Source organism: Nocardia sp. 348MFTsu5.1 (assembly GCF_000383535.1).
Lineage (GTDB): Bacteria > Actinomycetota > Actinomycetes > Mycobacteriales > Mycobacteriaceae > Williamsia > Williamsia faeni.
Window position 1 is genome coordinate 100,748 of sequence record NZ_KB911512.1, and the last position, 13,635, is coordinate 114,382.

The following is a 13,635-nucleotide window of genomic DNA, read 5'->3' on the forward strand; positions in this document are numbered from 1 at the left end:
CACCATGGCAAAACCCGATCAGGCAACTTTCGACCGGCTCCGTGGGCTGATCGCGATCGACGATGTCGACGCGCGATCGACCCGTCCGGTACTCGAGGCGTTCAGCGGCAGCGAGATGACCACGGTCCCGGTGGGTACGGCCGACGATGTGACCGCCGCTTTCGGTAAGGCGCGGGCCGCTCAGACGGCCTGGTCGAAGCTCTGGCCGCGCGAGCGCGCCCAGGTCCTGACCGACTTCGCCGCCCTGGTGCTGAAGAATCGCGACGCCTTGGCCGACATGGCGCAGGCCGAGACCGGCAAGGCCCGCGGCTACGCCCAGGAAGAAGTGCTGGACGTGGCGATGACCGCCCGGCACTACGCCAAGACCGGGCCCAAGCTGCTGGCTGCGGGCAGGGTCAAGGGCATGCTCCCGGTCGCCACCGATACCCGCGTTCGGTATCAGGCAAAAGGTGTGGTCGGGGTGATCTCGCCGTGGAACTATCCGATGACACTGGCGGTGTCCGACGGACTCGCGGCGCTGATGGCCGGCAACGGCGTGGTCCTCAAGCCCGACAGCCAGACGCCCTACTGCGCGCTCGCCGTGGTCGAACTGCTGTATCGGGCCGGTCTCCCGCGTGAGCTGTTCGCTGTGGTGCCCGGACCGGGTTCGGTGGTCGGTCAGGCGATCGTGGCTCAGGCCGACTACCTGATGTTCACCGGATCCTCGGCCACCGGAGCCCGGCTCGCCGAACAGGCCGGCCGCCGGCTGATCGGATTCTCGGCCGAACTCGGTGGCAAGAACCCGATGATCATCACCAAATCCGCCGATGTCGACAAAGCGGTCGAGGGTGCGGTGCGCGCGTCGTACTCCAATTCGGGGCAGCTCTGCATCTCGATCGAACGCATCTATGTCGAGAATCCGGTGGCCGCCGACTTCTCCGCGAAGTTCGCAAAACGGGTTGCGGCGATGACCCTCGGCGGCGCGTACGACTTCTCCACCGAGATGGGATCGCTGGCCTCGGCCGCCCAGGTCGACGCCATCGAGGCGCACGTCGAAGACGCGAAGGCCAAGGGGGCCGTCGTCCTGGCCGGCGGCAAGCGGCGAGGAGACCTAGGTCCGTTTTTCTACGAGCCGACGGTTCTCGCGGGTGTCGAAGACGGTATGGACTGCTATGCCGCCGAGACATTCGGTCCGTTGGTGTCGATCTACCCCGTCGACTCGGTGGACGAGGCGATCAAACGCGCAAATGACACCGAATACGGTTTGAACGCAAGCGTTTTTGCGGGATCGTCGGAGGAGGCTCGAAAGATTGCCTCCGAACTTCGCGCCGGAACCGTCAACATCAACGAGGGTTACGCAGCTGCGTGGGGATCGACGGCCGCGCCGATGGGTGGCATGGGGATGTCCGGGGTCGGACGCCGCCACGGTGTCGAGGGGCTCCTCAAATACACCGAACCGCAGACGGTTGCCGAGCAACGCATCATCGGCCTCGGTGGCATCAAGGGCGTGCCGCGTTCGGTGTTCATGCGGATCGTCCCGATGTTCATCAAGTCACTGAAGTTCCTGCCCGGCCGCTGACCAACCACCGTCGACCGTGCCGAACCGGCCGTTGACCGTGCCGAACCGGCCGTTGACCGTGCCGAACCGGCCGTTGACCGTGCCGAACCGGCCGTTGACCGTGCCGAACCGGCCGTTGACCGTGCCGAACCGGCCGTTGACCGTGCGAACCGGCCGTCGACCGTGCCGAACCGGCCGTTGACCGTGCCGAACCGGCCGTCGACCGTGCCGAACCAGCCGTTGATGACCGGGCCGTTATGACCGTCGACCGGGCCGAAACATGGACGAGTCCCGATCGACGCGTGCATCTTTGGCCCGGTCGGCGGTAACGAGGGCCCGCTCGGCGGTGATTGAGGCCCGCTGGGCGGTCGGTTTGGCACGGTCGGCGGTAACGAAGGCACGCTCGGCGGTGATTGAGGCACGCTGGGCGGTCGGTTCGGCCCGCTCGGCGGTGCTGGGCGGTCGGTTTGGCACGGTCGGCGGTCAGGAGTTGCCGCGGCGGCGACGGATCACGACGACAACTGCCAAGACGGCGGCGACCAACCACACCAGCCACTTGCCCGGCGACGAGCGGTTGGCAGCCGGAAGTGGGGTCGGTTCGGTCTGTTTGAGTGCGGTGAACCGCGATGGTTGATCCGCCGGAACAGTGACCGGAGTCGTCACCGGGGTCTCGGTCTGCGGGACTGTTGCGGGGGGTTCGGCCGGCCCGTTGGCGGCCACGGCCTGGGCCGGGGTCGACTTCGGTGGGGCAGTGTTGCGGGGCTTGTCGGGGCCGCGCCTGACGGGAGGCTTCTGGGGCGCGGCCTTCTGGGATGAAGCCTTTTTTGCTGCCACCTTCTTGGCCGGAACCTTTTTCGCCGGAGCTTTCTTGGCGGCGGCTTTCTTCGCCGGCGCCTTCCGCGGAGCAGCCTTTTTGGCGGGAGTCTTCTTGGCTTCCGGCGGGGTCTCCGGCGGACCGTTCGGTGACTCGGGGACACCGCCCGGCTGCTGCTCGGATGCGGGCTGTGGATCCGGGTCGGCCATGCGGCGTCGCTCCTTCGCAGGATCAGGCGGACGGGGGGTTTCAGCGGTGGCTGGGGCCTCCGCGCCGTCGGCGGGTGCGTGCCGACAATCATGCCTGTCCGGCGCACGCTCGGCTCAGTTGGGTGCGGTGGCACCCAGTCCGGAGGCCAGTCCGATCACCACGGCCATGAGTAGCACCTCCGCGACAGCGAAACGGAGAGAAGAGGTTTCAGGGAACCGGTGGCTCGTGGCGACCGGCAGCCAACGTCGACGGAGATAGATGGCCGAGGTCAGCAGGATCACCAATCCGATCGATTTCGCGACCAGGATTCGTCCGTAGCCGGTTGTCCAGAGTGCGGAGAACGGATCGAGCTCCAGGACCGCGGCCACCACACCGCTGAGCAACAGGGCGAGCACACACCACTGCGCCTGACGAGAGAACCTGGGTAGACCGAGCGCCCAGGCCTTCCGGCCACGGGCGGTCAGTGCCAGCGCGATCAGGGCACCACACCACCACGCTGCGGCCAGCACATGGATGGCCACCGCGACCACCCCGCCGTTCTGTTGTCGGAGGTGTCCGGTGATCGGCTCGATGACCAGACCGAGGGCGGCCACTGCCGCCGCGGCCTCGGGTGCGACGAGTTGCGGCCGTCGGATCCAGATGAGCGCCGCAACACAGATTCCGAGCCCGCAGCCGACGCCGATGATCGCCGGAGCGGTGCCGCCGGCCCGAACAAAATCGTCGACCCCGATGGTCGTCGCGGACTGCCCCACGCGCTCGGCGGCGGCCAGCCACGACGAGATCAGCGACGTGATGGTCCACACCCCGGCCGCGATGGCCATGAGTCGCAGCACGCCGGGATCGGCGGGATCCGCGCCGAGCAGACGAAGCCCGGCCAGTCCGAGGACGGTCATCGCGGACAGCAGTGCGACGGCGTGCGTGAACGCGCCCGGGCCCGGTCCGGCCGGGTGGGCCAACACCCACGTGATCAGCACCCCGATGCAGGCTGCGGGTACGGCGCCGAGCAACCACTCGCGTCGCGCCGTACCCGCAGTCACATTTCCTACTTCTTGCGCAGCGGCCGAAGCGCGAACGCCAGACCGCCGATGAACAGGACCACCGCGCCGACGATGAACGGCCACACGGGGAGCCCCGAGGATGACGAATCGTTGTCGTCGACCGCGGCGCCGGGCGTGCCCTGACCCTCGGCGGTCAGGGTGAAGGTCAGCCGACCCTCCACCGGATGGCCGTCAGCCGACGTCACGCGGTAGTTGATCGCGTATTCGCCGACGGGCCCGAGTTCCGAAACCGGTGCACTCATCGTGCGTCCGGTGACCGTGGGTGCCCCGGACTGCCAGTAGTGACCGTCCGGACCCACCACGGTCAACGCGGGGAAGCTCTCCTGCATCGGTTCGTTGAAGGTGAGGGTCACCGCCACCGGTCCGACCGCCAGCGATGCACCGTCGGCGGGATCCGAGCTGACCAAGCTGGCGTGCGCCGATGCGACCGGTGCGGTGGCGAAACCGGCCAGCACCGCGAGGAGCAGTGCACTGAGGGCGAGTGCGATCCGCCTCATCGTCGCGCGCGCAGTAATGCGCCGGTGCCGATGCCGACACCCAACGCGCCCAATGCGACTCCGATGCCACCGAGCCACAGTGCGGTGTTGTCGTCGTCGGAATCGTCGGATTGCGCGCTGCCGTCCTCGGCAGCGGTCGAACCGTCGTGTCCATGGCCGTCGGCGGATTCGGCGCCGAGGGTCACCGTCGGTGCCGGCTTGTCGGGCTCGGGTTCACCTTCGACGGTGGCCTGATCCCAGGCCGCGACCTCGCCATCCGAATAGGTTTGGATGGTGGGGAATTCGACGGTTTCCTGCTCGGGAAGCGGACCCACCGACAATGGGAACTGGACGAATTCGCCGGGCTTGATGCCCGGATTGCCGTCCGCTGCCCGCCAGGTCACCGACGTGGCCTCTTCGGTGGTGGCGTCCTTGGTGATCTCGGCGGTCCATCCCGGAATCGGCTCGGTGCGGGCAGATTTCAGGTTGGGCAGGGTCACGCTCACCGAGACGGTGTTGGCGGTGTCGGATTCGTTCGGGACCCGGAACGTGACGACGCCGTAGCCGCCCTGGGTCAGGTCGGGGCCGACCGCGGTCACGTGGGCCGACGCGGATCCGACGCCGAGCAGAGTGCCGGTGCCGACGAGAGCTGTTGCAGCGATACCGGTACCGATGAGACGGGCGCGCCGGGAAAATGAAGACATGCGTGATTCCTTCGAAAGAAAATGAGGTGTGACCACCCGACTCGGGCGACGGGTGGTGAAACGGCGAATGGAATCAGTTCGCCGGTGGACCTCGAACCCCGGTACCGCCGAGGGCGATCAGGGTGATCAGTGGTTCAGGAGCCGGAGTGTGTTGTGTGCCGGGCCGATTGCGGTCCGTGACCGGTGCACCGATCAGGACCTGCAGTGCCCGCAGCACCGAAGTGATCACCTCGTAGAGGCGGCCGGCACCGGATATCAGCAAGGCGCACAACGGTATTGCAATGAGGTGCGTGATGAGCATGATGCTGGTGTTGCTCTGATGTGGCATCGCCATCGGCGCTGCGGTCACGGTCAGCGACACGTGTGCGACGACCTGCGTGCCGGTGAGCAACGTCAGGAACCCGGCTGCAGTGGTCAGTTGCCTGCCCAAGGCGCCGGCGGCGACGCCGAGCAGCATCAGCAGAAGCAGTCCGGTGGTGTCCGGGAGATGGCCCGACGCCACACCGTGGGCGGCAACCGCCAACGCCGGTGCGGTGAGAGCGACTGCCAGACCGGTCAGGGGCGTACTCCGAGTCGTGCCAGTAGATCGGCGTCGATCGCCTCGAGTTCACGAGAGATGGCCGTGTGCGCCCGACGCCGGCGTGAGGCGGGCATGGTCTCGGCAGCGGAGACGGCGGTCGAGAGGTCGGACAGACGCTGGTTCATGATCGTCGTGAATGTCTTGGTTTCGGCGTCCGCGGGGTGCTTGGCGGTCAGCGTCTGCAGCGATTCGTTGGCACCGGCGATCCGGGCCGACAGTGCCGCGCCATGGCCGCTGTACTTGTTGAGTTCGGTGACCGGTACCCCGAAACGGTCTGCCTGGATGCGGTTGATCTGTTCTCGGGCCGCAGTGCTCGCCCGGTAGGCCAACGGCACGAGGACGGGCGACAGGATCTTGGCGACCGACAGGTAGCGCTTGACTCGCACAGGCGACAGCAGTTTGCCGTCGGCTACTGCCTTTGCGTTCGCCTTGGCGATCTTCAGGTTGGTCGAATTGGTCTCTTTGGCCAGCTTGGCCGCGTTCTTCTCAGACTTCGACCGGGACTTCAGTGATTTCTCGGCGAGCTTGCGCTGTTGCTTGAGCTCGTCCTTGACGAACTTCCGTCCGGACTTGTCCTCGAGGCGCGCTTCGAGTTTGGCTTTCGCCTTGAGGGCCTTGGCCTGAGCTTTGCGCTGTGCCCGACTGGTGCGTCCGGACTTGAACAGACCCATACGGTGAGACCCTCTCGTAGTGACCACCCGCCTCGTCGCCATCGAAGCGGCCTGCACAATTGTCGTGCAGGTGCGGTACAAGCATTACATAGCGTGGGTCCGGCGGACACACGGCTGACGCGCACGGGAGGATGATGTGGATGGCAATTCGTTCATCGGTGCCATCTGGCCCGAAAAGACCCCCGCTGCTCAGTCCCCGCGATCTGAGTGGGTGCGAGCATCGGCTCGCCCGCGATTCCCTTTATCCGAAGGTGGCGCCGGTCCCTGACGACCCGTCGGTCGCTCTGCGTAAAGAAGCGGCCAACGACCATCGAGAACGCGTCCGGGACATGTTGCACGGCCTCCACTCTGATGAGCTGAATCGCTGGGCCGATGTCAGTCAAGGCCGGACGACGCGTGCGCGGGCGAAGGCCACTGTCTCTGCGATGAATGCGGGCGCCAAGTGGATCTGGGGCGCCACCCTGCCCGACGACCCCGAAGCGGGCCGCCGCGGCTGGGCAGAGCTGCTGATCAAGCTGGATTCGGGCTTTGTGCCGGTCATCGTGGTCAATCACAAATCGTTCGATCCGGGTTCGGGTGCAGTGACCAGCCCGGTCTGGACCTGGCAGCCGTCACTGGACGAGACCCGCAAGGTGCGCAGCAATGCGCGGGACACCACCCGCCTGGCGCACCTGTACCGGATGTTGCAGACCCTCGGCGCGGCGGCGGCCACACCGGCCGGTGGTGTGATCGGCCTCGACCCGACCGCGATGGTTGTGCACGATCTCACCGACGCGCTCGTCCGCTACGACGACCTGCTGACCCGCCGGCTGGGAATCGCCCGCGGCCGGGTGCCCACCGCGCCGTCGAGGATCGGGGAGTGCCGAGGCTGCTCGTGGTGGAGCGCCTGCGGCCCCGAGCTCGAGCAGGCCCACGACGTGAGTCTGGTGGTCAACGGGAATCTCACACAGATGCTCGCGACGGTCGGGGTGCGGACCATCGACGAACTCGCGGGATACGACGGTCCGTTGCCCGAGGGGTTGTCGAATCTGGACGATCCCATCCTCCTGGCCCGGGCGTACCTCGCGAACGTGAAGCTGATTCGCCGGGTGCGTGATGTCGAGGTGGCGCGGGCCGATGTCGAGGTCGACATCGACATGGAGAGCTATCAGGACGACGGTGCGTACCTGTGGGGCACGCTCCTCACCGACAACACCGATCCACAACGCCCGGTGCGCTACATCCCGTTCGTCACCTGGACGCCGTTGCCGACGGAGGACGAGGCGCGATCCTTCGCGGAGTTCTGGGGCTGGCTGATGTCGGAAAAGAATTCGGCTATTGCCGATGGTAAAACATTCGCTGCATATTGTTATTCGCAACAAGCGGAAAACAGATGGCTCCTGGGCTCTGCCGACCGGTTCGCCGGATATCCGGGCATACCCACCGGCGACGAGGTGAACGAGTTCATCAATTCCGGGCATTGGGTGGATATCTACGAGGCGGTCAGCCGGAATTTCCTCAGTCCTGAGGGAAAAGGCCTCAAAAAGGTCGCACCGCACGCGGGCTTCGGGTGGCGCGATGACGAAGCCGGCGGTGAGGCGTCGATGCAGTGGTATCGGCGGGCGGTCGGGCTCGACGGCGACGACATCGATCACACCCAGCGCGTGCGGTTGCTGGAATACAACGAGGACGACGTGCGTGCCACCAAGGCGCTGCGTGAGTGGATGGACGGAGGGGCTCAGCACATTCCGCTGGGCTCGGACCTCCCGGTGCCGTTGCATCAGACCGGCAGCTGACCCTGACCCGCCGGCTCACCCGTAAGCGGCCGGTCAGCTCCGTAGCGAACCGCGCAGTGATTCGAGGAACGAGCCACTTCCCAGGAGGGCCAACGCACCGAGGACGAGCAGTCCGCCCGGCGCGAGATCCCGGGCGGTATCAGCACCGAAGCATCCACCGGTATCGCCGGAGCCCAGGAGGCATTGCGAGGGGTTCGACACCGGATCGATGGCGATGACTGCGGGTGCGATGTTTACTACGGGCGGCTGCTGATTCTGACGGGCCTCCGCGGCAGGCGCAGGGTTGCTCGTCGCCGGCTCGACCGTCGGCACCGATTCGACCGCAGCGCCGCCGCCTCCGGTGGAACCGCCGCCTGTCCCGCTGTCTGACGGCGGGAGGACCGGAGCGAGTCCCGCATCGTCGGGAGTGTCCGACGTGGTCGGTGTCTTCTGCGTCGGGAGATCGCCCGGTGGCCGGGTCGCGGTTTTCGGCGAGCTCTCACCGGATGACGTGCCTCCGGTGCCGCCGGCGGGTGCCGGGTTGTAGGTGGGAGCCGGGACCCTCGTCCGCGTTGTCGTCGACGGGGTTGTCGGGGTCTCGGGATCTTCGGTGTCGTCCGGGTCCCCGTAGTCGTACTGCCCGGTTTTGGTGGTCTGGGTCGGTGAGCTGTGATGCCCGCACTGCACCGACGCCGAAGAACAGTGCGCCGAAGCCGATGTGTTGGTCAGCAACAGTGCAATTCCGCCGATTGTCAGAACAATTGCGCCGACAAACGCCGACCACCGCGGGGTCCTCACGCGGGGCGCGCGGTGCTTCGACATCAATCCTCCGGGTAGGCAACAACAGAACAGCTATTGAATTTTTCTTCTGTTCACGGTTTATTCAGGTGGGCAAGTCAACGGCGACTCCGCCCACCGGGAAAAATTATGCGCCACCCGGAGCGCCTGAACGTGATCGGTAGCAATTTTGCAGTAAGCTACCATATGGCAAACAGGCCGTACGGCGTAGTGAATTTCCCCGTCTGCTAGCCGTTCGTGCTGCGCGACCGGCCTCACTGAGAGACACCTTTGATGCGTGTGGAGCATGGAATGACTGACAACTTGGAACCGATTGATCCCGAGACGACGTTCGATCCGGGACTGTTCGCTCGGCGCCTCGAAGAGCTGTTCCGGACGGTGCCTGGTCCCAACGGTCGCGCGTACAGCGCCAAGGCCATCGCGAATCGATCCACTGAACTCGGATTCCGCCTGGGCGAGTCGTACTTGAGCCAGCTGCGGTCGGGCAAGGCCAAGTCGCCGTCTTTCCGCACGGTCGAGGGCATCTCGGCAGCATTTGGCGTGGACGTCCACTACTTCCTCGAAGACCGTGCCGCACAGCGCACCCGCGACCAGATCGACCTCATGCGCCTGCAGGCCGACACCAACGTGCAGCTGGCGGCCTTCCGTCTCGCCGGGTTGTCGAGCGACTCGGTCACCGTGGTCAACGAGCTGATCAAGGTGCTGCGTGTTCAGCAGGGCCTGCCCGCCGATCCCCCGGATCTCCTCAAGTCCTCGGAACCTGAACTCGGACACGGGCATTCCGGACTTCGTGTGGTCGAGAGGCACGAAGCCGCCGACTAGTTCCGGGCGGTAGCGTCACTGCGCATGCAGTCCGAAAGAGCCCTGCGGGCGTTGTGTCGTCGCGAACTCGCTGATCTCGACCTTGACCTGCCCCTTGATGCAGAACAGCTGTGCCGGCTGTACGGCGAGAAGCGCGGACGCGCGATCAAGATCATCGCGCACCCGCTGCCGGCCGGTATGCCCAACGGGGTCTGGCTGATGGCGGAGGACGCCGACTACTTCTTCTATCAGGCCAGTACCACCAGGCTCCACCGCGACCAGATCGTCATCCACGAGTTCGGTCATCTGATCGCCGGTCACCAGATCCTGGGTTCCGATCCCTCGATGCTGGCCGGTGGGCCGACCGACGGCGACGAGCAACCCATGCAAGAAGCACTGAGTCGAACCTGCTACTCGGATGACCGTGAGTGGGAAGCAGAGATGTTGGCCACGATCATCAGGGAATGGGCGGCCAAAGCTGTGCAGGGTGTTGGACGATCGGCTGAACATGGTGGGTTGCGAGGTATTCAGAGCGTGCTCGGAGGGCATTCGGGATGGTTGTAGGTGTGGTCAACGCCGCTGCGATGGTGTTCTTTGCCGTTGCACTGTGCTGGCGTGTCGATCGCATCCGACGTGAGCGTGCCGGTCTGCAACCACTTGCGATGACCGTGGCCGTCGCCACCATGACCCTCGCGTTCGTCGTCACCAATCCGCATGTCCGCGAGCGGCTCGACACGACCCTCTTCACCGGCGCCGGCCGAGTGTTCTTCTACTGCCTGCTGGCGATCGGCGTCGCCGCCCTGGTCGTCGTCTTTTTCTTCGGATCCGCTGAGGAAGGCCGTCAGCGCCGGGCCGGGATGGAAGCGATACCGCTGGTGATCGCGATGATCGGGCTCAATGTGGCCATGTTGGCGACCCCGACTCCGCTGCGGACCAGGAGTGTGTCGGAGTGGACCGTCCAGCACGTCGGTTTCGCATTGTTCTTTGTCATCGCCGGCACCTATCTCATCTACGCGCTGGGTGCCTGCGTCCTGTCGATCGGCCGCTACGTCGGTCTGGCCGACGGCTATCTGCGGCACTCGCTGATCACCTTGCAGGCCGGGCTGGCGATGGTGGGCATCGGCTCACTCATCCAGACGCTATTCGTGGTGTCTGCCGGGCTGAATCTGTTCAGCCTTCCGATCTTGCTGAAGATCGCCACCGTCGTCTCGTCGATCGGCGCTGTGCTCTTCCTGTTGGGGATCTCCTACCCGATGCTGCGGGCCCGCTGGCGAAAGCTCCGCCACGACATCCGCCATCGTCGCCACTATCGGGAACTGGAACCACTGTGGGAGCTGACCACCTCGGCGCTTCCCGAGGTTGTTCTGCCCCCACGCAGCGGTGACAGCGTGGAGGGGTCGGTCAATCTCATGTATCAGCGCCGTGTCATCGAGGTCCGGGACGCCGTTCTGCAGCTGAGTCCGTATCTGCCGGACGACTTCGACAGCCGGCCTCTCGCCGAACAGGCCGGCCTCATGCGCGAGGCCGTCGACACCTACCGGGAGACCGGTGGTTCGTCCGGTGCCGTCCGGGCGGTGCTCAGCGGTGTCGCCGACGACCTCGACGCGGACGCCGAGCCGCTCCTCCGCCTCTCGCGGGAATTGGGCCGCGGACTGCCCGTCCCGTCCACGCTGCGGCGCAGCGCGGCCTCGAGCCGAGAAAGCCGGGCCCTCTGAAGGACCCGGCTTTCTGGTTGGTGCGGAAATACTGGTTGGTGCGGGGGATACTCGCTAGCGCGGAGCCATCCGCAGCGCGCCGTCCATCCGGATGGTCTCGCCGTTGAGGTAATCGTGGTCGACGATGAACGCCGCGAGCTTGGCGTAGTCCTGCGGGTCGCCGAGACGCTTCGGGAACGGGATCCCGGCTTCCAGCGTCTTCTTGAACTCCGGCGTGATGCCGTCGAGCATCGGGGTGTTGATGGTGCCGGGGGCAATGGTGCACACACGCACGCCGACCTGGGCGAGGTCACGTGCTGCGGTGATGGTCATCGCGTGCACGCCACCCTTGGAAGCGGTGTAGGCGATCTGTCCGATCTGACCTTCGAAGGCAGCCACGGACGCGGTGTTGATGATGACGCCGCGCTGATCGTTCTCGTCGACCGCGTCCTGGGACTGCATGCGGTTGGCGGCCAGGCGCATCACGTTGAACGTGCCGACCAGGTTGATCTCGATGACCTTGCGGAAGAGATCGAGCTCGTGTGCACCCTTCTTGGTCAGGATGCGGCTGGCCCAGCCGACTCCGGCGCAGTTCACGGCAACGCGCAGCGGGGCACCGGACTCCTTGATGGTGTCGAGAGCGGCTTCGACATCGGCCTCGCTGGTCACATCGGCGGCCAGGAGGGTGACACCCTCGACCGGCTCGGCCTTGTCAATCGACGGCTGCAGATCCAGCCCGAAGACGACTGCGCCCGCATCGGCGAAATACTTGGCGGTGGCCGCACCCAGACCTGAGGCTCCACCGGTGACCAATACTGCTGATCCTGAGATCTCCACGACTTGATGCCGTCCCTTCTTAAAGTGTCCGCGGGGAACGTCAGAGACCCCGCACGGGCTACACCCTAGTCAGCGACTTTCGCGATAGTTAAATCGGCTACATCCTCGGCCTCGAGGGCCATTGCCCGGGCCTCCTCGCGGCGGGCCCTGATCAACCAGGTCCCGACCACGGTGATGACAGCGACAACACTGATCGTTGCGACGGTGGTGACGAGGTCATCGGCGGCGACCAGGCCATCGATGGTCAGCCAGGCGGCGAAGAAGAAGAACAGACCGGCTGCGCCGTAGGCGATGGTTTTCTCCGGCAGTCGCTTGCCCAGCATTGCACCCACGCCGATGGCGAGGGCGTCGGCGGCGACCATACCGATTGTCGAACCGATCCACACAGCGAGCCAGTTGTTGTCGGTCGCGAGGGTGATGGTCGCGAGCATCGTCTTGTCGCCGAGTTCGGCGAGGAAGAACGACGCGATGACCGCGAACAACACCGATTTGTTGACGCGGTCTGCCTTGGACGACTCATCGTCGTCGAGACTGTCGCCGCGGATGGTCCAGAATCCGAAGACCAGCATCGCGAGGCCGCCCACGATCGTGAGAAGGTCGGACGGGATGGACAGGCCGAGGAAATGGCCGACTGCCACGGACACGGCATGCACCAGGGTCGTCGCGATGGTGATACCGAGCAGAACGGTCCACCAGCGGTACTTGAGTGCGTAGGTCATCGCCATCAGTTGTGACTTGTCGCCGAGTTCGGCCACGAAGATCACGCCGAAGCTGACCAGGAATGCGGTTATCACTTAGCCAAGGTAAACGACATTCCAACTTTAATGCAACTGATTGCATCGCCGTATTTGTGCAGGTAGGGGACCCTTTTTTAAAAGTTAGGTCACCCGAATCTTAGGTTTCCCTAACCCGTCGTCCCGGGTGTCGGCGATCCTCGGGCGCCTGACGTGCACGGACCCGGTGATCGGGCCCGGTTCAGGCCGCCAGCAACATCGCCAGAACCGCCGTGTCGGGGTCGGTGCCGAGGTCCACGCCGATCTGATTTCGCATCGTCACCACGGTCCCGTCGGCCTCCGCCTCGGCCCAGCCGGCGCGATGTTCGAGGCCGAGTTCGGGGAGTCCGGGCAAGAGGACACAACCCGACGCGACGTCCGAGCATTCCGGCAGCGACGGGGTGGTCTCCGACGGGGGATGCAGCATGAACAGCGCCGGCGGCGGTGTCGTGAAATGCCGGGTTTCGGCGAAGTTGTTGTCGAACACACTGCCCACCGCGAGCATCAAACCGACGGTGTCGGGATCGCAGGCTTCGGGCCGGTCCTCGATCACGCTGAAAACGGTTGTCGTCCGCAGAAATCCGGGCCGGCACGCGATACGGACCGACGCGACCAGGGTCTGGGTCCATTCCAGGGTGGTGTCGGGCCAGCGCCCGGAGATCAGGATGCCGCGCAGTTCCCCGTCGTGGTGAAAGGGTGTGAGCCCTATCGGTTTCAGTCCGGACCGCGGTGAATCGTGGCCGGTGGCGTCCTCGTTCATTGGTGACCTCCTGTTGCCGGAAGTGACTGTCACTGTGGTTGGGTCGCCGATGACCGGACCGTGTCGCCGACCCCGAACTGGGGGCGGCGTGGCGGGCTTTTTCCACTGTCATCGCAGCATGCCTGGTAAACGGTTGGCACACAAGCCGACTCGAGTGCTAAACGCAAG

General features: G+C 65.5%; 16 protein-coding genes and 1 pseudogene. 5 read left to right on the top strand and 12 right to left on the bottom strand.

Annotated features, from left to right (window positions below):
- Positions 1-4 precede the first annotated feature (4 nt).
- Positions 5-1,558 carry a succinic semialdehyde dehydrogenase gene (locus tag H290_RS0108885; protein ID WP_020106443.1) on the top strand — a complete coding sequence of 518 codons (1,554 nt, stop codon included), beginning with the start codon at positions 5-7 and terminating at the stop codon, positions 1,556-1,558.
- Positions 1,559-1,629: 71 nt separating this feature from the next.
- On the opposite strand, the pseudogene H290_RS32010 reads toward H290_RS0108885, so the two are convergent.
- The 8 genes and pseudogenes from H290_RS32010 to H290_RS0108925 form a co-directional block, all read right to left on the bottom strand.
- Positions 1,630-1,845 (bottom strand): annotated as a pseudogene (locus H290_RS32010) (hypothetical protein); the annotation flags it as partial.
- Positions 1,793-2,011, bottom strand: coding sequence for an alanine-zipper protein (locus tag H290_RS31430; protein WP_020106445.1), 219 nt, complete (start codon positions 2,009-2,011; stop codon positions 1,793-1,795). The gene H290_RS31430 and the pseudogene H290_RS32010, both read right to left, overlap by 53 nt.
- Positions 2,012-2,020: 9 nt before the next feature.
- Positions 2,021-2,560, bottom strand: coding sequence for a hypothetical protein (locus tag H290_RS31435; protein WP_020106446.1), 540 nt, complete (start codon positions 2,558-2,560; stop codon positions 2,021-2,023).
- A 114-nt stretch (positions 2,561-2,674) separates the two neighbouring features.
- Positions 2,675-3,598, bottom strand: a complete 924-nt coding sequence (locus H290_RS0108905) for a copper resistance D family protein (RefSeq protein WP_020106447.1) — start codon at positions 3,596-3,598, stop codon at positions 2,675-2,677.
- Positions 3,599-3,603: 5 nt separating this feature from the next.
- The gene (locus tag H290_RS0108910) at positions 3,604-4,116 is read right to left on the bottom strand and encodes a copper resistance CopC family protein (protein WP_020106448.1); all 513 of its coding nucleotides are present in this window, start codon (positions 4,114-4,116) and stop codon (positions 3,604-3,606) included.
- Complete coding sequence (locus tag H290_RS0108915; RefSeq protein ID WP_020106449.1) at positions 4,113-4,799, bottom strand: YcnI family protein; 687 nt, start codon at positions 4,797-4,799, stop codon at positions 4,113-4,115. Before H290_RS0108915 ends, H290_RS0108910 begins: the two co-directional genes overlap by 4 nt.
- Before the next feature lie 73 nt (positions 4,800-4,872).
- Complete coding sequence (locus H290_RS28155; protein WP_020106450.1) at positions 4,873-5,322, bottom strand: hypothetical protein; 450 nt, start codon at positions 5,320-5,322, stop codon at positions 4,873-4,875.
- 32 nt (positions 5,323-5,354) lie between these two features.
- On the bottom strand, positions 5,355-6,050 hold the full coding sequence (locus H290_RS0108925; protein WP_020106451.1) for a DUF6474 family protein: 696 nt from the start codon (positions 6,048-6,050) through the stop codon (positions 5,355-5,357).
- A 140-nt stretch (positions 6,051-6,190) separates the two neighbouring features.
- Between H290_RS0108925 and H290_RS0108930 the strand changes: the two genes are divergently transcribed.
- Positions 6,191-7,825: a TM0106 family RecB-like putative nuclease gene (locus tag H290_RS0108930; protein ID WP_051121943.1), complete on the top strand. Its 1,635-nt coding sequence runs from the start codon at positions 6,191-6,193 to the stop codon at positions 7,823-7,825.
- A 33-nt stretch (positions 7,826-7,858) separates the two neighbouring features.
- Here H290_RS0108930 and H290_RS0108935 read toward each other — a convergent pair whose 3' ends face one another.
- A complete protein-coding gene (locus H290_RS0108935; RefSeq protein WP_155976774.1) occupies positions 7,859-8,626 on the bottom strand; it encodes a hypothetical protein in 768 nt (255 codons plus the stop codon).
- A 267-nt stretch (positions 8,627-8,893) separates the two neighbouring features.
- Between H290_RS0108935 and H290_RS0108940 the strand changes: the two genes are divergently transcribed.
- From H290_RS0108940 to H290_RS0108950, 3 genes are read left to right on the top strand one after another with little or no spacing between them, the layout of a single operon-like run.
- Entirely contained in the window at positions 8,894-9,424 is a 531-nt protein-coding gene (locus tag H290_RS0108940) for a helix-turn-helix domain-containing protein (protein WP_020106454.1), read from the top strand.
- A 24-nt stretch (positions 9,425-9,448) separates the two neighbouring features.
- Positions 9,449-9,967, top strand: a complete 519-nt coding sequence (locus H290_RS0108945) for a hypothetical protein (protein WP_020106455.1) — start codon at positions 9,449-9,451, stop codon at positions 9,965-9,967.
- Complete coding sequence (locus H290_RS0108950; RefSeq protein ID WP_020106456.1) at positions 9,958-11,118, top strand: MAB_1171c family putative transporter; 1,161 nt, start codon at positions 9,958-9,960, stop codon at positions 11,116-11,118. Before H290_RS0108945 ends, H290_RS0108950 begins: the two co-directional genes overlap by 10 nt.
- Positions 11,119-11,172: 54 nt before the next feature.
- Here the strand turns inward: H290_RS0108950 and H290_RS0108955 are convergent, their stop codons facing one another.
- The 3 genes from H290_RS0108955 to H290_RS0108965 form a co-directional block, all read right to left on the bottom strand.
- Positions 11,173-11,934 carry an SDR family NAD(P)-dependent oxidoreductase gene (locus H290_RS0108955; RefSeq protein WP_020106457.1) on the bottom strand — a complete coding sequence of 254 codons (762 nt, stop codon included), beginning with the start codon at positions 11,932-11,934 and terminating at the stop codon, positions 11,173-11,175.
- 65 nt (positions 11,935-11,999) lie between these two features.
- On the bottom strand, positions 12,000-12,728 hold the full coding sequence (locus H290_RS0108960) for a TMEM165/GDT1 family protein (protein ID WP_020106458.1): 729 nt from the start codon (positions 12,726-12,728) through the stop codon (positions 12,000-12,002).
- A gap of 181 nt (positions 12,729-12,909) precedes the next feature.
- On the bottom strand, positions 12,910-13,467 hold the full coding sequence (locus tag H290_RS0108965) for a hypothetical protein (RefSeq protein ID WP_020106459.1): 558 nt from the start codon (positions 13,465-13,467) through the stop codon (positions 12,910-12,912).
- Positions 13,468-13,635 lie beyond the last annotated feature (168 nt).